Here is a 23,669-nt window from a genome sequence, read left to right as displayed (position 1 = left end):
TGAGTCCTCCCCTCCCCCGCGGAGCGGGCGGAGGGGCCGGGGGGAGGGGGCCAGCCAGGCGGGCAGGATGCAATCCTGAATCGAGCCGCCGACTCTCCTCGCGATGAGGTCTCCCCTCCCCCAGGCAGTTTTGGGGGAGGGGCCGGGGGAGAGGGCCGCGGCGCCGGGCGATCACCGGTGGTTGCTCCCCGCACCGATGACGCCGCGCGTTTCCGCCGGCTGACGCTCATGCTCCGGCTATGGATACTTCGGGCTGCCGTCATCGGCGCGGGACCGGCGGCGACGTGGCCGCCCTCAGGATGACGTCAGGGTTTGTGACGCTTCATCCCTTATCCCACCTCCACCTCGACGTACTCGGGGAAGGGGGCGATGGCCGCGAGGTCGTGCTCGAAGAGGATCATGTCGCCGCGGCGCTCGACCTCGTGGAAGCCGCCGAAGCGGTAGGTGACCTCCATCATCCGGTTGCGGCCGTTGGGGACGAACTCGGCGCGGAGCTTCGCGCCCGCGTCCTTCGCCAGGCGCATGATGTGGCTCATCATGATGGTGCCCACGCCGCGGCTCATCACCCGGCAGCTCATCAGCAGCAGCTTCACCGTCCAGTACCCGGCGCTCGTCTTCTCCACCAGCGCCAGGCCGATCTTGCCGTAGGTGCCGTAGCGGTCGTCCAGCCCCGCGACCAGGAGGACGTGGTCCGGCGAGGTGCGGAAGGCGTCCAGCTCGTCGTAGCCGTAGGTGTAGCCGGTGGTGTTCAGCTGGTTGGTGCGCACCGTCAGCTCCTCGGCGCGCTGCAGGTCTTCCTCGCCGCACGGGGCCAGGGTGAAGCGCATCCGCAGCCCGCGCAGGAACTCCTCGCTGGGGCCGGCGAAGGTCTCCTCGGCCTGCTGCCGCTCGATGTCGGCGCGGTACATCTCGCGGCGCCGGCGGCTGTCGTCGGTGATGAACTCGGGGTTCATCTCCGGGAGATCGAGGAGCGTGGCCAGGTCGGCCGCGTCCATGGTGCGCACCTGCGGGCAGGCGAACGCCACCTCCTCGCGCTCGAACGGCTGGTCGTCGATGAACAGGAAGGTGTCGAGGCCGATGTTCAGCTTCCTGGCGATGCGCTCGACGTTCTGCCCCTTGGCGCTCCAGTCGATCTGCGGATGCAGGAAGTAGTCGTCGATGCCGAGCGCGCGCAGGCGCTCCATCGCGCGGTCGCGGTCGTTGCGGCTGGCGATGGACTGCAGGATGCCGCGCTCGTCCAGCGTGCGCAGGATGCCGAGCACCCCCGGCCGCAGCTCCACGTGGTCGTCCTCGAGCAGGATGCCGTCCCACACGGTGTGGTCCAGGTCCCACACCACGCACTTCACGGCCTTGGGCTTCTTCTTCGTTTCCGGCATCGGCATTTCCGGCAGCGGCGAAACGGCTTGGGACATCGTCATCTCGGTGGTTTGCTGAACAGGTCTGCGCCCCGGCTTTCCAGGGGCGAATGAATTCGCGGCAACAACGGCCCGAAGTCCGCCTTCGCGGACTCGCAACGCACCATCTCTGCGGCTCCGAGGCGATGGTGCCGCCTCGATGAGTTCTCCGAGGGGAGGGGCCAGCCGGGCGGGCAGGATGTCTCCGCCCTGCCGCCCAAGCCTCTCCTCCTTCCTCACCCCGCCACCAGCTCGTTCACTTCGTCCTCGCTCAGCGCCTCGATCTCGGCGAGGATGGCTTCCTCGACCAGCAGCGACATCTTCGCGATGGTGGGCGCCTCGAAGATCACCTTCAGCGGCAGCTCGAGCTCGAACATGTCCTTCAGCCGCGCGATGATCTGCGTGGCGAGCAGCGAGTGGCCGCCCAGCGCGAAGAAGTCGTCGTGGACGCCGACGCGGTCCACGCCCAGCAGCGTCTGCCACACCTCGGCGATGCGCGCCTCGGTGTCGCTCTCCGGCGGCTGGTACGCGGTGGACAGGTCGCCGGGGCGGGCGTAGCGCCGCGCGGGGGCCTCGGCCGGGCGGGCGCCGCGGCGGATGCGCGGCTCCAGCGCGCCGGTGGAGACCAGCACGTTCGGCTCGCCCGCGAGCGCCAGCACGCGCCGCAGCGCGGGGGCGACTTCGTGCGGGGCGATCCAGAGCGCGTCGGCAGCATCGGTCGACGCGGCGGGCGCGGCGGCGCGGTCCCACGCGATGCTGGTGACGGGCGCGCCGGTGCGGGCCGCGCGCTGCGCCCACGCATCCACCCGCGCGTTCGCCATCGCCACGCGCGCGAGGCCGACGGCGCCCACGACGCCCGCGAGCGACGACTCCACCAGCACGAAATCGAGCGCGCGCCCGGCGATCGCCGTCTCCAGCGCGGCGAGCTGCGCGTCGACGCGGTCCATCTCCAGCGCCCAGCCGGCGGGCTGCACCTCGTCCACGGCGGCGGGGGCGGCGAGCGCGTCCATCCCCAGCGCGTGGAATACGCCGTCGACGCGCCCCCAGCGCTCCTCCACGCGGCGGAAGGCGGCGTCCAGCTCGTGCACCGGGTCGGCGCGGTCGGTGACGACCTCCACGCCGGCGTCGGCGAGCGCCTTCACCGCGCTGGCGGCGGCGTGCGCGGGGTTGCCGGGCGAGAGCATCTCCAGGAAGAGGTGCATCTCCCCCGAAACCGGGAGGCGCGCGTCGACGACGGCGATGCGCACGCCCGGCGTCTCCGCCAGCGCGGCGGCGAGCGCGGCGCCGCGCCCCTCCAGCCCCCCCGCGAAGACGTAGACGCCGCCTTCGCGCACCGCCGCCGCGGGCCGTTCCGCGCGCACGGCGCGGAAGCCGCGCGCCCACCGGTGCCGCCCGCGCAGGGCGGCGACGGGCTCGTCCGCCACCGCCAGCACCTCGTCAGCCAGCCGCCGGGCCGCGGACGAGTCGCCGGTGACGTCAACTGCGCGGCAGGGGAGCGCGGGGTGCTCCAGCGCTGCGGCGCGGCAGGCGGCCGCGACGGCGGCGGCGCGGGGATCGATCTCCTCGTCGCCGGCCACCTCCTGCGCGCCGCGGGTCACCGCGACGACGCGCGTATCCACCCCCGCGTGGGCCAGCGCGGAGGCGAGCAGGAGGAAGGAGATGGGATCGTTCGATAAATCTACAACCAACTGCGGCTTCCTGTCTCCCTCCGCGGCCGCAAGCGCACGGAAATCATCCCGCGAGCCGGGCCGCAGCGTCCATTCGTCCCCATCCCGCGCGAACGCGGCGCCCAGGTGGACGATGACGACCTGCCGCCCATCTCCCGACAACGCGGCGGCGAACTCGTCTCCCATCGCCCCGCCGTCGGTGACGAGGAGGATGCGCGAAACAGTTTCGTCGGGAGATGCGGCGGGGGTGCGCGTCCAGGTGGGTACGTACGTCCACTCGGCGGGGTCGGCGCGCTTCCCTTCCCCCGTCTCCCTCCTGTTGTCCTTTTTGTCCCACATCCAGTCGATCCAGTAGCGCTGCCGGTCCCACGGGTAGGTGGGGAGGTGGACGCGGCGGCGGCGCTCGCCGCCGCGGAACGCGCTCCAGTCCGGCGCCACGCCCGCCATCCACAGCCGCCCGAGCGCGTCGAGCAGCACCGCCTGGTCGGGGCGCCGGTCGTACGCGTAGCGGAGGGAGGGGACGACGGCGGCGGGCGCCGCTTCCCCGCCGTCCGCGCGCTGGCGGACGAAGGTGGAGAGGGTCTGGCCGGGGCCGACCTCCAGCAGCACGTGCCCCGGCTCGCTCAGCAGCGCGCCCGCACCCTCGGCGAAGCGGACGGTGCCCAGGAGGTGGCGCGTCCAGTACGCCGGGTCGGTCGCCTCGGCGTCGGTGAGCCAGGTGCCGGTGACGTTGGAGATGATGGGGATGCGCGGCGGGCGCAGGCGCACGGACGCGGCGAGGCGGGCGAGCGCGTCCGCCGCGGGCGCCATCATCGGCGAGTGGAAGGCGTGCGTGGTGGCCAGCCGCCGCGCCGTGATCCCCATCTCCCCCAGCCGCCGTTCCAGTGCGGCGATCCCCGCCTCGGGCCCCGCGGCCACACACAGCTCCGGCGCGTTCACCGTGGCGATCGCAACGTCTTGCGGGAGATGGGGATGGAGCGCGTCCGGCGCGGCGGAGACGGCGAGCATCGCCCCGCCGGGGAGGCGCCCGATGAGCGCCGCGCGCCCGGCGACGAGCGCCAGCGCGTCCTCCAGCGACAGCACGCCGGCGACGCACGCCGCTGCGTACTCGCCCAGCGAGTGGCCGATCACCGCCTCGGGAGCGATCCCCCAGCTCATCCACAGCTTCGCCAAGGCCCAGGAGACGACGAAGACGGCGGGCTGCGCGAGCTCGGTGCGGTTCAGCCGCTCCGCCGCGGGGTCGGGCGCGTCCGGGCGGAGGATGCGGCGCAGATCGAAGCCGGACGCCTCGGGCGCGGCGTCGGACGGCGCCTCGCCGGGGAAGAGGACGTCGCGGAGGTCGAGGCCGAGCAGGGGGACGAGGATCTCCGCGCAGCGGTCGACCTCCGCGCGGAAGACGGGCTCCGCCTCGTACAGCCCGCGCGCCATCTGCGGATAGTGGTCGCCCAGGCCGGGGAAGAGGAAGGCGACGGAGAGGCTGCCCGCCTCCGCGACGCCGGACGCGACGCGCCCCGGGCCGCGCAGCACCGCCGCCGTGTCCTCGCCCTCGCGCACGACGGCGATGCGGCGGTGCGGCAAGGCGCGCCGCCCCTCGCGCAGCGTGAAGGCAACGTCGGCCAGCGGGAGATGGGGATGGGACTGGAAATGGTCGGCCAGCCGCGCGACCGCCGCATCCGCGGCCGCAGCGGTGCGCGCGGAGAGCGCCAGCAGCTGCCACGGGCGCGACGCGCCGGACGGCACGGCCGCGGGCGCCTCTTCCAGCACCACGTGCGCGTTCGTCCCGCCGATGCCGAACGAGCTGACGCCGGCGCGGCGCGGATGGCCGTCCGTCTCCCACTCCCGCGGCGCGTCGGGGACGAAGAAGGGCGAGCCGGCGAAGGGAACGCGCGGGTTGGGCGCGGTGAAGTTCACCACCGGCGGGATCCGCGCGTGCTCGAGCGAGAGGACGGTCTTGATGAACCCGGCGATCCCCGCGGCCGCGTCCAGGTGGCCGATGGCGGTCTTCACCGCGCCCAGCGCGCACCAGCCTTCGCCCTGCTCGACGGTGGCGCGGAAGGCGCGGGTGAGCGCGGCGACCTCGATGGGATCGCCCAGCTCGGTGCCGCTGCCGTGCGTCTCGACGAGACCGACCGTGGCGGGATCGACGCCCGCGAGCGCCAGCGCCTCGGCGATGACGGCGGCCTGGCCATCGACGCTGGGCGCGGTGTAGGCCACCTTCCCCGCCCCGTCGTTGTTCACCGCGCTCCCGCGGACCACCGCGCGGATGGCGTCGCCGTCGCGGAGCGCGTCGGCCAGGCGCTTGAGCACGACCACACCCGCGCCGTTGCCGCCCACCATCCCCGCCGACGCGGCGTCGAAGGCGCGGCAGTGCCCGTCGGGCGAGGCGGGGCCGCCGGGGCTCCAGATGTAGCCGCTGTCGGGGATGTGCACGCAGGCGCCGCCGGCCAGCGCCAGGTCGCACTCGCCGCGAAGGAGGCTCTGCGCCGCGAGGTGGACGGCGACGAGGGAGGTGGAGCACCCGGTCTGCACGGTCACCGCGGGGCCGCGCAGGTCCAGCTTGTACGCCGTGCGCGTGGCCAGGAAGTCGGCGCCGCCGGCCATGCTGAGCTGCAGCCCGGTCATCCCCTCAGTGGCCGCGGCGCTGCCGCGCACGTTCAGCTCGGTGTAGCCGTGCCCCGCCGCGCCGGCATACACCGCGACGGCGCCGCCCGCGCGCGAGGGGTCGTACCCCGCGTCTTCCATGGCCTCCCACGCGCACTCCAGGAAGATGCGGTGCGACGGCTCCAGCGCCTCTGCCTCGCGCGGGCTGAAGCCGAAGAACGCGGCGTCGAAGTGCTGCACGTCGCGCAGGCGCCCGGTCGCGGGGACGAGGTGGGGATCGTCGGCGATCTCGGGGGGATGGCCGGAGGCGCGCAGCTCGTCGCGGGTGGAGTGGGTGATGCACTCGCGGCCGTCGCGGATGTTGGCCCAGAACTCGTCGATGCCGTCCGCGCCGGGAAAGCGCCCCGACATGCCGATGACGGCGACGTCGAAGTCGCCGCCGGGATCGGAAGCATCGGGCGCGGCGGACGCGGCGGACGCGGCGAGGGATTTATCTGGCTCGTGCATCGAGTCGTGTGCGGTCATCTACTCAATCCTGTGATGAGCTACTCAATCCTGCTGTCGTGCGACCCACTGATGGCGCTTCGGCCGCGCCCCCTTGGGCCCTCCCCCCGCGGCTGGGGCCGCGTCCCCTCTCTCGATAACGGGAGGGGGTAACTTCGGTCGCGGCGCTCAGGTGGTGGCGCATTCGTCGGGTGACCGCTTGATGCGTGGCCTACTCAAGCATCCCCGCGCCTCCGGAGGCTTCTCCGCGGTTAGGCGGGCAGGATGCAGCCCCCCAGCACCAATCCCACCCAGCTACCTCTCCCGGTACGGGAGAGGTGGACGGCCTAAGCCGGCCGGAGAGGGCGCGGCGCCGCGGGCGCGCTCCGCACCCTCTCCCCGCACCAATGCTCCTACCTCCGCCCGCGCCGCAGCATCTCGCGCCGCATGGCCGCGCGGTCGTGGCCGGGCTGCGCGGCCGTTTCGGATCGCGTGTCGCCGCGCGCGTCGGCGCCTGCCGCGGCTCCATCCCCCTGCGACGCGATGTGCGCGGCCTGCGCGCGGACGGTGGGGAAGCGGAAGAGGTCGATGACCGAGATCTCGGCATCCAGCGCGTCGCGCAGGCGCTTCTGCAGGGCGACGAGGAGGAGCGAGTGGCCGCCGATCTCGAAGAAGTTCTCGTCCAGCCCCACCGCATCGACCGCCAGCACGTCGCACCAGACGCGGGCGACGGCGCGCTCCGTGGCGCTCTTCGGCGTCGCCATCGGGGCGGTCGGCGCCGCGGCGTCCGGCTCGGGGAGGGCGCGGCGGTCGAGCTTGCCGGACGGGGTGAGCGGGAGCGCGTCCATCACCCGCCACGCGGCCGGCACCATGTACTCGGGAAGCCGCCCCGCGAGGTGCGCGCGCAGCCCGGCCACGTCGGCCGCCGCGCCCGCCGCGGGGACGACGTACGCCGCGAGCCGCTTCCCCGCCCCGTCGCCGCGCACCACGACGGCGGCCTGGGCGACCGACGGGTGCTCCGTGAGCGCCGCCTCGATTTCGCCGGGCTCCACGCGGAAGCCGCGGAGCTTTACCTGGAAGTCGGTCCGGCCGAGGAACTGAAGTGCGAAAGTGCGAGAGTGCGAAAGTGCGAGAGTGGGCTCGTCGCGGGACTCGCGATCATGCGCGTCCGCCGCATCGTTGGCCCTCTCCCTGGCTCGTGCCTCGCCTGTCCCTCCCCCAAAACTGCCTGGGGGAGGGACGGGGTTCACGGGGCCTGTGACCGGCTGCGCGAGCGTCGGATGCTGGCGTGCCGGGCTGTTACTTTCGCAAGCTCGCACTTTCGCACTTTCGCACCATCTCACCCGGTCTCCCGTGCGATACAGCCGTCCCCCCGCTGGCCCGAACGGGTCGGGGACGAAACGCTCCGCCGTGAGCGCGGGGCGGCCGAGATAGCCGCGCGCCAGGCTGGCGCCGCCCGCGTACAGCTCGCCCGGGACGCCCAGGGGGACGGGGTGCATCCGCGCGTCCAGCACGTACAGCCGCGTGTTGTCCACCGGCGCGCCGATCGGCGGGAGCGCGGGCCACGCCTCCGGATCGCCCTCCACGCGCTGCGCCGAGACGACGTGCGTCTCGCTGGGCCCGTACTGGTTCTCCAGCGCGGCTTGCGGGTTCGCGCGGAAGAAGGCGCGCAGCTGCGGCGTCGACCGCAGCGCCTCGCCCGCGGTGATCACCTCGCGGAGGTCGGGGAGATGCGCCGCGGACGAGGCCGGATCGCCGTTCCCTGTCCCCTGTCCCCTTTTCCCTGTCCCCTCGACGAGGTTCTGCAGCGCCGCGAACGGCAGGAACAGCCGCTCGATGCGGTGCTCGCGCAGATGCCGCATCAGCGCCTCGGGGTCGCGCCGCGTGTCGTCATCGATCAGCACGAGCGTGCCGCCGCTGGCGAGCGTGGCGTAGATCTCCTGGAACGCGACGTCGAAGGAGAGCGAGGCGAACTGCAGCGTCCGCACGGGCGCGGCATCCCCCCACCGCTCGATCTGCCAGCGCAGGAGGTTGGCGACGGCGCGGTGCGGGAGCGCGGCGCCCTTCGGCCGGCCCGTGGAACCGGAGGTGTAGAGGACGTAGAACAGGTTCTCGGGATCGACCTCGACACGCGGATCGTCCGCCGGCTCGCGCGCGATCTCCTCGCGCTCGGCGTCGATGCGGAGGACGCGTGCGGCGGACGAGGCGAGGCGCGCGGCGACGTCCGACGTCGTGAGGACGACGGCGGCGCGGCTGTCGGCCAGCATGTACGCGACGCGATCGGCGGGATACGCCGGATCGACGGCGACGCAGCAGCCGCCCGCCTTCGCGACGGCGAGCGTGGCGATCACCATCTCCACCGACCGCTCCATCGCCACGGCGACGCGCGCGTCGGGGCCGACGCCCAGGCGGCGCAGGCGGTGCGCGAGGCGGTTGGCGCGCGCCTCCATCTCCCGGTATGTCACCCGCTCGCCCTGATGTTCGATCGCGGCGGCGTCCGGCGTGCGCGCCGCCTGCGCGGCGACGAGCGCGTGCGCCGTTTCCGCCGCGCGCGGGCGATCGGTGCGGTTGAGGCCGCGGAGGAGCTGGCCGCGCTCCTCGCCGGACAGAAGGGACAGGTGGGAGATGGGGATGCCGGGCGACGCGGCGGCCTCGCGGAGGAGCGTCCCGAGGTGGCGCGTCAGGCGCTCGATGGTGGATTCGTCGAAGAGCGCGGTGGCGTATTCGGCCCAGCCCCGGATCCGGCCATCCTCCGCCTCGAACAGGATCAGCGTCAGGTCGAAGCGCGACGTGGCCGTTTCCACGCGGCGCGGGCGGAGGCGCGCCTCACCGAGCGCATCGCCATCCCCCGCTGGCGTGTTCTGGACGGTGAGCATCACCTGAAAAAGCGGCGCGTGGCTCAGGCTGCGCGGCACCTTCAGCGCGTCCACCAGCTTCTCGAACGGCACGTCCGGGTGGGCGTACGCGTCCAGCGTGGCGTCGCGCACGCGGCGCAGCAGCGCGGCGAACGTCGGGTCGCCGGAGAGGTCGCCGCGCAGCGCCAGCGTGTTGCCGAAGAAGCCGGCCAGCCCCTCCAGCTCGGGCCGCGCGCGGTTGGCGATGGGCGTGCCGACCACCACGTCTTCCTCGCCCGTCCAGCGGTGCAGGAGCGCCTGGAAGGCGGCCAGCAGCACCATGAACAGCGTGGCGCCCTCGCGCCGGGCGGCGGCGCGCGCGAGGGTGGCGGCGTCGGCGGGAAGGACGAAGGGGAGGAGGGCGCCGGCCGTGTCCTGCACCGCCGGGCGCGGCCGGTCGGCGGGGAGCTCGAGCAGCGCGGGGGCGCCGGCCAGCCGCGCGCGCCAGAACTCCAGCTGCCGCTCGAGCGCGGGCCCGCTCAGCCACTGGCGTTGCCGCGCCGCGAACTCGGCGTAGCGCATCGGCAGCGGCGGGAGGGGCGACGGCTGGCCGCGGCGGAAGGCGTCGTACAGCGCCTCCAGCTCGCGCAGGATGATGCCGCCGGACCACGCGTCGGTGGCGATGTGGTGGAGGACGAGCGAGAGGACGTGCTCGCGCTCGCCCTGGCGGATAAGGCGCGCGCGGAAGACGGGCCCCGCGGCGAGGTCGAACGGCGCGCGCGCCTCGGCGGCAAGGGCGCGCTCCGTCTCCAGCTCGCGCACCTCCGCCGGGAGCCGTGACAGGTCGGTGACGGGGAGATGGAAGCCGGTGAAAGGCTGCACGACCTGCACCGGCGCGTCGCCTTCGATGGCGAAAACGGTGCGCAGCGGCTCGTGGCGGCGGACGATCTCGCCGAGCGCGCGCTCCAGCGCGGCCACGTCCAGCGGGCCGGTGACGTCGAGCACGGCGGGGACGTTGTAGGCGGCGCTCCCCGGCTCCATCCGGTCGATGAACCAGAGCCGCTCCTGCGCGAACGACAGCGGGAGCGCCCCCGCCGCTTCCGTCCGCGCCGGCGCCGCATCCCCCGCCTGCTCCATCTCCCCCGCCCCGCGCAGCGCGCCGAGGCGGCGGGCCTGGTCGCGGAGCACGGGGGATTCGAAGACGGCGCGCATCGGCAGCTCCACGCCCAGGAGCGAGCGGACGCGGGAGACGACCTGCGTGGCCATCAGCGAGTGCCCGCCGCGCTCGAAGAAGTTGTCGCTCGCGGCGATGGCGTCCGCGCCCAGCACCTCGGCCCAGATCGCGGCCAGCATCCGCTCGTCTTCGGTCACCGGCGGCTCGCCGCGCGCGGAGGCGGCGGCGAAGTCGGGCGGCGGGAGGGCGCGGCGGTCGATCTTTCCCGTGGCCGTGCGCGGGATCGCGCCGATGGGGACGATTGCCGAGGGGACGAGCCACGCCGGGAGGCGCGCGGCCAGCGCGGCGCGGACGGCGGCGGCGTCCAGCTCGCCGCGCGGGACGACGTACGCCGCGAGCCGCATCTCCCCCGACGCGTCCGCCCGCGCGGCGACGGCGCATTCCGCCACGTCGGGGAGCGCGCGCAGGGCGGCTTCGACCTCGCCGGGCTCGACGCGCGCGCCGCTGATCTTTACCTGCGCGTCGGTGCGGCCGAGGAGATCGAGTGCGAGCGAAGGTGCGAAAGTGCGAGAGTGCGAGAGTGCGAAAGTGGACACATCGCAGGAGTCGGCGGTGCGCGTTTCCGCGCCTCCGCGGGCCCTCTCCCTGGCTCGTTCCTCGCCTGTCCCTCCCCCAAAACTGCCTGGGGGAGGGACGGGGTTCGCGGGGCCTGCATCCATCGGCGTGAGCGTCGGATGCGGGAGTGCCGAGTTGATACTTTCGCACTGTCGCACTTTCGCACTTTCGCACCATCTCACGCGGTCGCCCGTTCGGTACATCCGCGCCCCCGCCTCGCGGGAAAACGGGTCGGGGACGAAGCGCTCCGCCGTGAGGGCGGGGGCGCGCAGGTAGCCGCGGGCCAGCGCGGGGCCGCCCAGGCAGAGCTCGCCGGGCGCACCGTTCGGGACCGCGCGCAGCATCGCGTCTACCACGCGCGGCTCGCGGCCGGCGATCGCCGCGCCAATGGGGACGCGCGCAGGGTCGGCGGCCGCGAAGCCGTCGCGGACGGGGAAGAAGGTGGCGGTGACGACGGCCTCGGTGGGGCCGTACGCGTTCAGCAGCGCGGCGCCGCCGGGGAGCGCGTCCCAGGCGCGGACGGCGTCGGGGTGCATGGCTTCGCCGCCGGCAACGAGGAGGCGGACGGATCGCTTCACCGCGGCGGCCGCCTCCGGCTCGCGGACGAGCTGGTGCCAGTACGGCGTGGGGAGATTGGCGACGGTGACGCCCAGCGCCGGGAGGCGCCGCGCTAATTCCTCCGGCGTCCACGGCTCCGCGTCGCGCAGGGCGACGGACGCGCCGACGGCCAGCGGCGCCAGCACCTGCTCCAGCGACGGATCGAACGACAGCGCCGCGAAGCCGAGCGTCCGATCCTCCGGCGCCAGCCCGTACGCCTCCGCGACCGCGGCCAGGTGCGCGGCCACCGCGCCGTACGGGACCACGACGCCCTTCGGCGCGCCCGTCGTCCCCGAGGTGTGGACGATCCAGGCGGCGGAATCGGGGTCGATCTCCCCGTCCTCCCAATCCCCCCGGTCCGCCGTCTCCGCCGCATCCACCAGCGCTACGAAGCGGCCGCCGTCGGGAAGGCTGTCGCGCAGGGCGGGCGTCGTCACCACGATGCGCGCGTGCGTATCCCCCAGCAGCCAGCCGATGCGCTCAAGCGGGAGCGACGCGTCGAGCGGGAGATACGCGGCGCCGCTGCGCATCACTCCCAGCAGCGCGATCACCAGCTCCGGCGACCATTCGGCGAACACGCCGGCGACCGTCTCCGGCCCGGCGCCTCGGGCGCGCAGCCCGGCAGCCAGCGCGGCGGAGCGCATCTCCAGCTCCGCGTATGTCATCCCCCCATCGCGCCACGCCAGCGCGGGCGCATCCGGCGTCCGCGCCGCGGCGGCGAGGAAGCGGCTGACGACGGTTTCGCTTCGCTCCGAGACGTTGTCCTTTTTGTCCCACAGGAGCGATGCCGGGTCGTTCGGGGCGACCCGGGGCGCGTTGTCCTTTTTGTCCCACGTCGCCACTGCGGAGAGCGTCGCGTCGGGGGATTCGGCGGCGCGGTGGAGGACGAGGGCGAGGTGATCGAGGAGCGCGCGCGCGGTGGACGGCTCGAAGAGCGCGGCGTCGTAGTCGCAGACCAGGTTGATCTCGCCGTCGGATTCGGCCGCCTCGAAGGTGAGGTCGAAGCGGCTGACGTGCAGCTCCGTCGCCATCGGCTCCACAGCCAGACCCGGGAGCCGGAGCCCGTCCTCGCCGGCGTTGCGGAGCGCGAGCATCACCTGGAAGAGCGGCGTGCGCGAGGGGTCGCGCGGCGCCTTCAGCTCGTCCACCACGCGGTCGAACGGCAGCTCCTGGTGCGAGAACGCGCTCAGCGCCGTCTCGGCCTCGCGGCGCAGCAGCGCGCGGAAGGGCGGGTCGCCGGAGAGCGGCGTGCGCAGCGCCAGCGTGTTCACGAAGTAGCCGACGAGCGCCTCCGTCTCCATCCGCGTCCTTCCGGCCACCGGCGTACCGATCACCACGTCGTCGTCGCCGGACCAGCGCGTGAGGACCACGCGGAGCGCCGCCAGCAGCACGGCGAAGAGGGTGGCGTTCTCGCCCCGCGCCAGCGCGCGCAGCCGCTCCGCCACCGCGTGCGGCAGGTCCACCGAGACGCGGGCGCCGCGCGCGCTCTTCACCGGCGGGCGCGGGTGGTCGGTGGGCAGCGCCAGCGCGGGCGGGGCGCCGGCCAGCGCGCGCCGCCAGAACTCCACCTCGCCGTCCAGCCGGTCGCCCGACAGCCACTCGCGCTGCCATGCCGCGAAGTCCGCGTACTGCAGCGCGGGCGGCGGCAGGGGGTTCGGCGCCCCCGCGGCGAAGGCGGCGTAGAGGGCGGCCAGCTCGCGCTCCATCACCCCCAGGCTCCACCCGTCGCTGACGATGTGGTGCATGCACAGGAGCAGCGCGTGGTCGGCGGCGGCCAGCCGCAGCAGCCGCGCGCGGAAGAGCGGCCCGGCCGCCAGGGCGAACCCCGCGTCCATGTCCGCCTGCGCGCGCCGCATCGCCTCGGCCTCGCGCTCCGAACCGTCGAGGTGCGACAGGTCCTCGACCGGCAGGGGGATGGGGACGAAGGGGTGGACGACCTGCACCGCCGCGCCGCCGCGCTCGGCGAAGGTGGTGCGCAGCGACTCGTGCCGGTCGCGCAGCGCGTCGAGCGCGCGCTCCAGCGCCGGGACGTGGAGCGCGCCGCGGAGCCGCAGCGCCACGGGCATGTTCCAGGTCGCCGTCCCCGGATCCATCCGCTCCAGCAGCCACTGGCGCTGCTGCGCGAACGAGAGCGGCGCCGTGCCGTCCGGCCGCGCGCGCGGGCGCAGCGCCCCGGCGCCGCCGCCGGACACGGCGTCGCGCGCGATGCGCAGCCGCGCCTCGAGGAGGCGGCGCTTCTCGGCCGGGAGGGCGGCCAGGCGGTCGGCGTCGCTCATCCCGCTCACCCGCCCAGCCGCGCCAGGAGCGAGTCCAGCGCACCCTGGTCCAGCTCCGCCAGCGCGAAGTCCGACGGGGTGTAGCCGCCGGCGCGCGGGTCGCGGCAGTGCTCGACCAGCGCCCGCAACTCGGCCACGAACGCCTCCGCCACGCGCCCGATCGTCTCGCGGCGGTGGACGCGCGCGCCGTAGCTCCACGTGGCGTGCAGTTGACCGTCCATCACCATCGCGTCGATAGAGACCAGGTGCGGGCGCCCGGCGGCGGGGCCGCGGCCGGTCCCCGCGTCCGCGTCCGACGGGCGGAGGAGCGCGGCATCCTCCCCGCCCCCCATCTCCATCCGCCCGATGTAGTTGAAGGCGACCTGCGGCCGCGGGAGGGCGGCGAGCAGCGCGGGGATCTCGGGATCGTCCGAGAGCCAGCGCAGCAGCCCGTGCGAGATGCCGCGCGCGGGGACGGCGCGGATCTGCTCCTTCACCGCCTTGATGGCCTCGCCCGGGCCGTCCTCCTCCGGCAGCTCGATGCGGAGCGGGTGGATGGCCGTGAACCAGCCGACGGTGCGCGACAGGTCCACCCCGTCGAACAGGTCCTCGCGGCCGTGGCCCTCCACGTCCACCAGCAGCGCGCGCTCCCCCGTCCACCCGCGGAAGGCGCGGGCGAGCGCGGCCAGCAGGAGGTCGCCGATCTGCGTCTGGTACGCGGCCGGGGCGTCGTGCAGCAGCGCGCGCGTGGTCTCCGCGTCCAGCTCGACGGAGACACGGTCCGCCTCGCCCTCCGGATTGGGAGCATCCGCGAAGTCCGCGGGGAGCGGCGCGGCGGCGGGCTGCTCCAGCCAGAACGCCGCCTGCGCGCGCACCTCGCCGCTGCGCGCGTGTGCCGCCAGGCGCTCGGCCCAGTGGCGGAACGACGTGGTCTTGGGAGGAAGATGCACCTCCCCGCCGGCCGCGAGCTGGCGGATCGCCGTCTCCAGGTCCGCCGCGACGATGCCGATGGACACCGCGTCCATCACCAGGTGGTGCGCGACGAGGAGGAGGCGCGGCGCGCCGCCGCCCATCTCCACCCGCGCGAAGCGGACGAGCGGCCCGGCGGCTAGGTCCAGCGAGCGCTGCACCGCGTCCGCCCGGGCGGTGAACGCCGCCTCGCGCTCCGCGGGGGGGATGGAGGAAAGGTCGATGGCCTCGAACGGCGCGGGGCCGGACGCGTCGGCGTTCGTCTGCCGCCACCCGTCCGCGCCGTGCTCGAAGCGCATCCGCAGCGCGTCGTGGTGGGCGACGATGGCGGCGGCGGCGCGCTCCACGGTGGCGGCATCGGCGCGCTCCGCCATCTCCCAGACGACGGCGAGGTTGAAGTGGTGCGGCTCGGGGGGCTCCTGCGCGAAGAACCAGCGCTGGATGGGGGTGAGCGGCGCGGGGCCGGTGATGATTCCCTGCTCGGCGACGGGCGCGCCGGTCTCGTTCGCGGCGGCGGCCAGCTCGGCCACCGTCTGGTGCACGAACACGTGGCGCGGGGAGATGCGGATGCCGGCCTGGTTGGCGCGTGCGATCACCTGGATGGAGACGATGGAATCTCCCCCCAGCGCGAAGAAGTTGTCGTGCACGCCCACGCGCGGGAGGCGCAGCACCTCGGCCCAGATGCCGGCCAGCGCCTCCTCGGCCGGAGTGCGCGGGGCGGCGTACCCCTGTGCCGACTCCAGCCGCCGCCCGTCGGGCGCGGGGAGGCGCGCGCGGTCCACCTTGCCGCTGGGCGCCAGCGGGAGCGCGTCCATGGTGACGAACACGGCCGGCACCATGTACGCGGGAAGCCGCGCCTTCAGGAACGCGCGCAGCTCGTCCGCCGCCGGCGCCTCGGCGACGGGGACGACGTAGCCGGCGAGCCGCTTCTCGCCGCCGTCCTCGCGCACGGCCACGGCGGCGTCGCGGAGCGCGGGATGGAGCCGCAGCGCCGCCTCGACCTCGCCCGGCTCGATGCGGAAGCCGCGGACTTTTACCTGGTCGTCGATGCGACCCAGGAACTGAAGTGCGAAAGTGCGAGAGTGCGAGAGTGCGAGAGTGGGTTCGTCGCGGGATTCGGCACCGCGCGGATCCTCGGCCTCGTGGGCCCTCTCCCTGGCTCGTTCCTCGCCTGTCCCTCCCCCGAAACTGCCTGGGGGAGGGACGGGGTCGGCGCGGCCTGCATACGGCCGCGCGAGCGTCGGGCGACCGGGTGTCGGAGAAGAAAACTCCGCGCGCGGTGAGTTACTTTCGCACTCTCGCACTTTCGCACTTTCGCACCATCTCACGCGGTCGCCCGTACGGTACGCGATGGCGCCCGCCACGAACGGATCCGGAACGAAACGCTCCGCATCCAGCTCCGGGCGGCGGTGGTAGCCCAGCGCCACGCCCTCGCCCGCCGCGTACAGCTCGCCGGGCACGCCCACACCCGCCATCTGCCCGCCCGCCGTCATCACGTACACGCGCGTCCCGCCGATCGGCCGGCCGATGGGGATCGACGCGCGCTCCACGTCGGCGGGGGCCACGCGGTGGCTGGTGGTGACCACCGCCACCTCGGTGGGGCCGTACAGGTTGGTCAGGCGGAGATGGGGATGCGCCTCGCTCACCCGCCGCACGTGCGCGGCCGACACGGCTTCGCCGCCGAAGAGGACGTGGCCGAGCGACGCGAAGGCGGCCGGGTTCGTGTCCGCCACCTGGTGGAAGAGCCCGGTGGTGAGGAAGGCCACGGAGATGCGCTTCTCCGCCAGCGCGCGGCCGTACGCACCCGCGTCGAGGAGGATGTCGCGCGGCACGTTCACCAGCGTGGCGCCGTTCAGCAGCGCGCCCCACACCTCGAACACCGACGCGTCGAACGACAGGCTGCTCTGCTGCGCCATCCGCGCGCCGGGCCCGATCTCCACGTAATCGGGGCGATGCGTGGTCCGCACGACCGCGCGGTGGGGAACGCGCACCCCCTTCGGCGTCCCGGTCGATCCGGAGGTGTAGATGAGGTAGGCGGCGGCCTCGGGATCGGCGTCGGGGAGATGGTGGGGGACGGGCTCCGCCTCGATCTCCGCCCACTCGCGGTCCAGCCGGACGACGGTGGTGCCGGGGCGCTCGCCGAGCCACGCCAGCCGGTCTCCTTCGGCGAGGACGGCGCGGATGCCCGTGTCGCCGGCCATGAACGCCAGCCGCTCGCGCGGATATTCGGGGTCGAGCGGGACCACCGCCGCGCCCAGCCGCAGCACCCCCGCGATGGAGGCGACGACCCGCGCGGTGCTGGCCGCCTCGATGCCGACCGCGTCCCCCGGCGCCACGCCCAGGCGCAGCAGCCGCGCGGCGACGGCGTCGGCGCGCGCGGCGAGCTGCGCATACGTCCACGATGCGTCCTCGAACTCCACCGCGGCGGCGTCCGGCATCGCCTCCGCGCGCGCCCGCAGTAGCGCGGGGAGCGAGACGCCGCGGGGGAACGCGCCCTCGTTGGTCCCCGCGGCGAGCAGCATCTCCCGCTCCTCCGCTGTCACCATCTCCAGCCGGGAGAGGGGGACGTCCGGGCGGGCGCAGGCGTCGGCCAGGAGCGCGCGGAGATGCGCCACCATGCGGGCGATGGTCGACTCGTCGAACAGATCCGTCGAATACTCCACCATCGACGTGAGCGCGCCGTCCTGCTCCAGCGTGGCCCAGGTCATGTCGAACTTGGCGGCGCCGGTGTCCACCAGCACCACGTCGGTCTCCTGGTACAGCGAGCGCAGGTTCAGCGACGACGCCAGCCCCTCCTCGTCGTCCAGGTGGTGCATCCCCACGAAGGTGTGGTGGAAGTACATGACCTGGAACAGCGGGTTGCGCGCGGGGTCGCGCGGCGCGCCCACGGCGTCCACCACGCGGTCGAACGGCACCTCCTGCGCGGCGTCGGCCTCCAGCACCGAGGTGCGCACCTGGCGCACGACCTCGCGGAAGGTGGGGTCGCCGTCCAGCCGGGTGCGGATGGCGCCGGAGTTCACGAAGTAGCCGACCAGCGACTCCAGCTCCGCGCGGTTGCGGTTCCCCAGCAGCGTGCCCACCACCAGGTCGCTCTGCCCGCTGTAGCGCTGCAGCAGGAGGTTGAAGCCCGCCATGAACACCATGTTCACCGACGCGTGCTCCGCCGTCCCCAGCGCGTGCAACTGCGAGGTGAGCGCGGCGGGATAGACGAAGCGGTGGATGGCGCCGCGGTTGCGCTGCACGGCGGGGCGCGGCCGGTCGTACGGAAGGTCGAGCGAGGGCGGCGCGCCTTCCAGGTGGCGGCGCCAGTGGCCCAGCTGCCGCTCCATCGCCGCGCCGGCCAGGTGCTCGCGCTGCCAGACCGAGTAGTCGGCGTACTGCACCTCCAGCTCGGCCAGCGGCGACGGCTCGCCGCGCGCGAAGGCCTCGTACAGCTCCTCCATCTCGCGGGTGATGAGCGGCATTGACCAGCCGTCGGTGGCGATGTGGTGGATGTTCATCGCCAGCATGCAGTCGTCTTCCGACACGCGGTACAGCCGCGCGCGGATGAGCGGCCCGTTCTGCAGGTCGAACGGGAGCGCGCCCCACTCGCCCACCTTGCGCCGCACCCTCTCCGCGGGCGCGTCTCCGCCGTCCGCGCCGCGCAGCTCCTCCACGGGAACGCGGAGGGCGAAAGGCGGCTGCACGATCTGCATCGGCCGCCCGTCCACCAGGCGGAAGACGGTGCGCAGCGCCTCGTGCCGGCGCACGATCTCGCCCAGCGCGCGCTCCAGCGTGGGCACGTCGATGCGCGCGGAGACCAGGTTGGCCGAGGGGATGTTGTAGAACGGGCTTCCCGGCTGGAGCTGGTCCAGGAACCAGAGCTGCTCCTGCTGATAGCTCATGGGGTACGCGGGCCCGCCCGGCGCCTTGCGGATGGCGTCGCGCGGCGCGGGCGCCTTCACCTCGCCGCGCAGCCGCCGCGCGAGGAGCTGGCGCTTGGCGGACGCGAGGCGGTCGGGGGAGATCGGCGGTGTCTGCGTGTCGCTCATCGGTCTTTCAGTCGAGCGTGCGTGGCTCAGGAGCTACGGATTCCCTCGGTTCGAACCGGGCTTCGGCGCGTACCCGCGGAGCCCTCCCCCCGCGGCTGGGGCCGCGTACCCCTCCCGATAACGGGAGGGGTAACTTCGAACGTGGCGCGCCGGTGGTGGTGCATGCCGCGCTTCCGGTGTGATGCGTGGCCCAATCCAGCATCCCTGCGGTCCCGGAAGCTCCCCCGCGTTCAGTTCTCCCCTCCCCCGCGATGCCCGTCCAGCTACCTCTCCCGGTACGGGAGAGGTGGACGGCCTCAGTCGGCCGGAGAGGGCGCGATGCCCGAGGCCTCACACCAAACTCAGAATCTCCTCCTCCGACATCTCCTCGATCTCGGCCATGATCGCGGCCTCGATCAGCTCCGCGTAGCGCGCGACGGTGGGCGCCTCGAACACCGACTTCAGCGGCAGCTCCAGGCCGAACTGCGTGCGCACGCGCGACACGATCTGCGTGGCCAGCAGCGAGTGCCCGCCCATCCCGAAGAAGTCGTCGTGCACGCCGATGCGGTCGATCCCCAGCAGCTCCTCCCACATCCGCGCGACCGCCTCCTCCGCCTCGGTCCGCGGGGCCACGTAGTCCGTCCCCAGCTCCGGGCGCGCGTGGCCGGCGGGCGTTTGGGTCGCCGGCCGGTGCGCCTCCGCGATGCGCGCGGCCACGTCGCCGGTGGAGACGAGGAGGCGCGGCTCGCCGGCCAGCGAGAGCGCGTGCTCGAACGCCCGCGCGGCCTCGTCCTCCGTCATCCCGTAGCCGCCGTCCACCTCGGCCGCGTCGTGCCAGCGGTCCCACGCGAGCGACGTCCACCCGGGGGTGGCGGCGGCGAAGGCGTCGACGAACGCCTGCGCGGCGGCCATGCGCCCGCGCCCCACGCCGCCCAGGACGGGGGTGAGGGACGATTCCACCATCACCACGCCCACGTCCCTCGACGCGAGCGCGGCGCGCAGCGATTCCAGCTCCTGCGCGGCGATGCCGAGGCGGCGCGTCCAGTCGCCCGGCGCGGCGTCGGCCAGCGCCTCGAAGCCGTCCAGCCCGTCGAGCGTGGGGGAGATGACGACGCCGTGGACGCGGCCGAAGCGGCGCTCCGCGGCGGCCAGCGCATCACCCGCGACGCGCGGGTTGTCGAGCCGGGAGCGCAGCGTCAGCACCTCGATGCCGGCGGATTCCAGCGCGCGGACGATGTCGATGCGGCGGCGCACGGGGTCGTCGGCCAGCCGCGCGGCGGCCACGGCGTCCCACGCGGCGCGGTCGGGGATGCGCTCGTCGGCCAGCACCAGCCGCGCGCCGTGGCGGAGCGCCAGGTGGCGCGCCAGCGTCTCGTTGCGCCCGTCCAGCCCGCCCGCGAAGAACCACGTTTCGCCACGGGAGATGGAGATGGGAGACGGCGAGACGCGGTCGAAGCCGCGCACCCAGCGGCGCCCGCGGCGGATGGCGACGGCGGCATCCTCCCTCGCCCCCAGCGCTTCCGCGGCGACGAGCGCGGCGGCGGCGCGATCGTCCCGCTCCACGTCGATCACGGCGCAGCGGAGCGCGGGGTGCTCCTCCGGCGCGACGGCGCAGGCACCCGCCACCGTCGCGGCGAACGGGTCCGGCACCTCCGCGCCGGTGACGTCGTGCGCGCCCGCCGTCACCGCGACCAGGCGGGCGGGGACGCCGCGCCTTCCGAGCGCCGCCGCCAGCAGCGCGACGCCCACGAACGCCATCCCCCGCGCCCCCGATTCCCCCAGCGCGCCGAGGTGGAGCGCGTGCAGGGGGGAATCGCCCGCGGCGGCCTCGCGGACCAGCGCGTCGTAGTCCTCGCGCGCGCCGGGGCGGATCGCCATCTCCCCCGCGGTGGCGGCTTCGAAGCGCTCGCCGGGGCGGACGAGCACGACCTCGCACCCGCGCTCGCGCAGCGCGGCGGCAGCGTCATCCCCCATCCCCCCGCCGTCCGTGAACACCAGCCAGCGCGCGCCGTCGCCGGCGTCAGACGAGCGGACGGCGGGAGTGCGCTTCCACACCGGCGTGTAGAGCCACTCCGCCGGGTCCGCGCGCTTGCCCGCCCGCGGCGCGAGGGGAGCGGCATCGCCCTCCGCCGGCGTGTCGATCCAGTAGCGGCGGCGCTCCCACGGGTAGGTGGGCAGGGGGATGCGGCGCAGGCGCTCGCCGTCGTGGAAGGCGCGCCAGTCCGGCGTCACGCCCGCCAGCCAGAGCCGCCCGAGCGCATTCATCGCGAACGCCGCGTCCGGCGTGCGGTCGTACGGGTAGCGGACGGTAGGGATGACGGGGACGCCGGCCGCGTCCGCGCGCTGGCGCACAAAGGTCGACAGCGTCTGACCCGGGCCGAGCTCCAGCAGCACGCGCCCGGGATCGGCGAGGAGCGCCGCGACGCCGCGCTCGAACCGCACCGGCTCGCGGATGTGGCGCGCCCAGTACGCCGGATCGGCCGCCTCCTCCGGCGTGAGCCACGTCCCCGTGACGTCGCTGACCAGGGGGATGGCGGGCGCGCGCAGCCGCATCCGCGCCGCCATCTCCCGCACCGGCGCGACCAGCGGGTCCATCTGCGGCGAGTGGAAGGCGTGCGTCGCGCGGAGCGGCCTGGCGACGTGCCCCGCGTCGGCCAGGCGGAGGCGCACCGTCTCCACCGCCTCCGGCATCCCCGCGACGGTGCACATCTCCGGCGCGTTGAGAGCGGCGACGTCCGCGCCGTCGACCAGGAACGGGCGCACCGCGTCGGCCGAGAGGGGGACGGCGAGCATGGCGCCCGCGGGGAGCTGCCCGATCATCCGCCCGCGCGCCGTCACCAGCTCCAGCGCGTCCTCCAGCGAGAAGATGCCGGCGATCGCCGCCGCCGCGTACTCGCCGAGCGAGTGGCCGATGAGCGCGGCGGGCACAATCCCCCAGCTCATCCACAGCCTGGCGAGCGCGTACTCGACGACGAAGACGGCGGGCTGCGCCACCTCCGTGCGGTTCAGCGCCTCCGCGGCGGGGTCGGCCTCCTCGCGCGCCAGCATCGCGCGGAGATCGACGCCCGCGCCGGGGTCGGCCTCCGCGGACGCGGCGCCGGGATAGAGCGCGGCGACGAGGTCCAGGCCGAAGCGCGCGCGCAGGATCTCCGCGCAGCGGTCCACCTCCGCGCGGAAGACGGGCTCGGACTCGTACAGCCCGCGCGCCATCTGCGGGTACTGGTCGCCCACGCCGGGGAAGAGGAAGGCGACGGAGCGCAGCTGGTCGTCCACCGACGCGGAGACGAGGCGCTCCGGCTGGCGCCCCTCCAGCAGCGCCGCCGCATCCTCCCCCTCGCGGATGGCCAGGACGCGCCGGTGCGCCATCTCCCGGCGTCCCGTCTGGAGCGTGTGGGCGGCGTCGGCGAGCGGAAGACCGGGGTGATCGCGGAGATGCGCCGCCAGCCGCGCCGTCGCCGCATCCAGCGCGGATGCCGTCTTCGCGGAGAGCGTGAGGAGATGCCACGCGCGGCGCGAACGGGACGGCACCGGCGCGGGCGCCTCCTCCAGGATCACGTGCGCGTTCGTCCCCCCGATGCCGAACGAGCTGACGCCCGCGCGGCGCGGCTCGCTTCCCCGCTCCCACGGCTCGGCGGCGGCGCTGACGTAGAAGGGCGACGAGGCGAAGGGGATGCGCGGGTTCGGCGCGCGGAAGTTGGCCGTGGGCGGGACGATGGCGTGCTCCAGCGCCAGCACCGTCTTGATGAAGCCGGCGACGCCCGCGGCCGCGTCCGTATGCCCGACGCTGCTCTTGATGCTGCCGACCGCGCAGAAGCCGGTGCGCCCGGTGTGCAGCCGGAACGCCTCGGTCAGCGCGGCGATCTCGACCGGGTCGCCCAGCTCCGTGCCGCTCCCGTGCCCCTCCACGAAGCGGATGGACTCGGGGTGCACGCCGGCCACCGCCAGCGCCTCGCCGATCACCGCCGCCTGGCCTTCCACGGAGGGCGCGGTGAAGGCGACCTTCAATCCCCCGTCGTTGTTCACCGCCGAGCCGCGGATCACCGCGCGGACCGTATCTCCATCGCGCAGCGCGTCTTCCAGGCGCTTCAGCACCACCGCGCCCGCGCCGCTCCCCGCCGCCGAGCCGGTGGAATCGGCGTCGAACGGCCGGCAGGTGCCGTCGGCGCTCATGATGCCGCCGGGCTCCCACGCGTAGCCGGAATGCAGGGGCACGAGGATGGACGCGCCGCCCGCCAGCGCCACGTCGCACTCGCGCGCCAGCAGCGCCTGCGCGGCCACGTGAATGGCCACGAGCGACGACGAGCAGCCGGTCTGCACGGCCATCGCCGGGCCGCGCAGGTCCAGCTTGTAGGCCACGCGCGTGGCGAAGAAGTCCTTGTTGCTGCCCACGGAGAGCTGGAACCCGCCGAGCGCCGCCACCACGTCGCGGCGCGGCAACACGTTGGCCTCGGTGTAGTTGGACTCGCCGCAGCCGGCGAACACGCCCACCGCGCCGGGGAAGCGCGCGGGGTCGCACCCGGCGTTCTCGAGCGCCTCCCAGGCGCACTCCAGGAAGATGCGGTGCGCCGGCTCCAGCACCTCGGCCTCGCGCGGCGAATAGCCGAAGAACGCGGCGTCGAACATCTCCACGTCGCGCAGCACCCCCATCCGCTTCACGTACGACGGGTCGTCGAGCGCCGACTTCGGGACACCGGACGCACGCAGCTCGGCCTCGGTGAGCGCGCGGATGGCCTCGCGCCCCGAGGCGAGCAGCCCCCACAGCTCCTCCACCGTCTCCCCGCCGGGAAAGCGCGCGGAGAGACCGATGACGGCGATGTCGGTGCCGCCTGTGCCCGCATTCTCCAGCTCTTCGGACTCTTCGAAGCTCATTCGGATTTCGGTGATCGGTGGATCGATGGATCAACTCAGTGCGTCCTGGCGATGGCGCGCTGAGGCCGCTCCCGTGGAACCCCTCCCCCCGCGCGGCCCCCCCCGCGGCTGGGGCCGCGTACCCCCTCCCGATAACGGGCCCCGATAACGGGAGGGGGTAACTTCGATCGTGGCGCTCAACCGCCGCGCACGCATCGCCTT

At 74.4% G+C, this 23,669-nt stretch carries 5 protein-coding genes; all 5 read right to left on the bottom strand.

Annotated features, from left to right (window positions below; genetic code table 11):
* Window positions 1–329 precede the first annotated feature (329 nt).
* On the bottom strand, window positions 330–1,376 hold the full coding sequence (locus VLK66_RS26065; RefSeq protein WP_325312439.1) for an HAD-IIIC family phosphatase: 1,047 nt from the start codon (window positions 1,374–1,376) through the stop codon (window positions 330–332).
* Window positions 1,377–1,630: 254 nt separating this feature from the next.
* Window positions 1,631–6,187 (bottom strand): polyketide synthase, encoded by a 4,557-nt coding sequence (locus VLK66_RS26060; RefSeq protein ID WP_325312438.1) that lies wholly within the window; start codon window positions 6,185–6,187, stop codon window positions 1,631–1,633.
* Window positions 6,188–6,558: 371 nt separating this feature from the next.
* Entirely contained in the window at window positions 6,559–13,641 is a 7,083-nt protein-coding gene (locus VLK66_RS26055; RefSeq protein ID WP_325312437.1) for a non-ribosomal peptide synthetase, read from the bottom strand.
* A 5-nt stretch (window positions 13,642–13,646) separates the two neighbouring features.
* On the bottom strand, window positions 13,647–18,620 hold the full coding sequence (locus tag VLK66_RS26050; RefSeq protein ID WP_325312436.1) for a non-ribosomal peptide synthetase: 4,974 nt from the start codon (window positions 18,618–18,620) through the stop codon (window positions 13,647–13,649).
* A 330-nt stretch (window positions 18,621–18,950) separates the two neighbouring features.
* Entirely contained in the window at window positions 18,951–23,468 is a 4,518-nt protein-coding gene (locus VLK66_RS26045) for a polyketide synthase (RefSeq protein ID WP_325312435.1), read from the bottom strand.
* Window positions 23,469–23,669 lie beyond the last annotated feature (201 nt).

The sequence above is a fragment of the Longimicrobium sp. genome (assembly GCF_035474595.1).
Taxonomy (GTDB): domain Bacteria; phylum Gemmatimonadota; class Gemmatimonadetes; order Longimicrobiales; family Longimicrobiaceae; genus Longimicrobium.
Note: the sequence above shows the minus strand (reverse complement) of the source record. Positions and strands in the feature narration are given on the sequence as shown.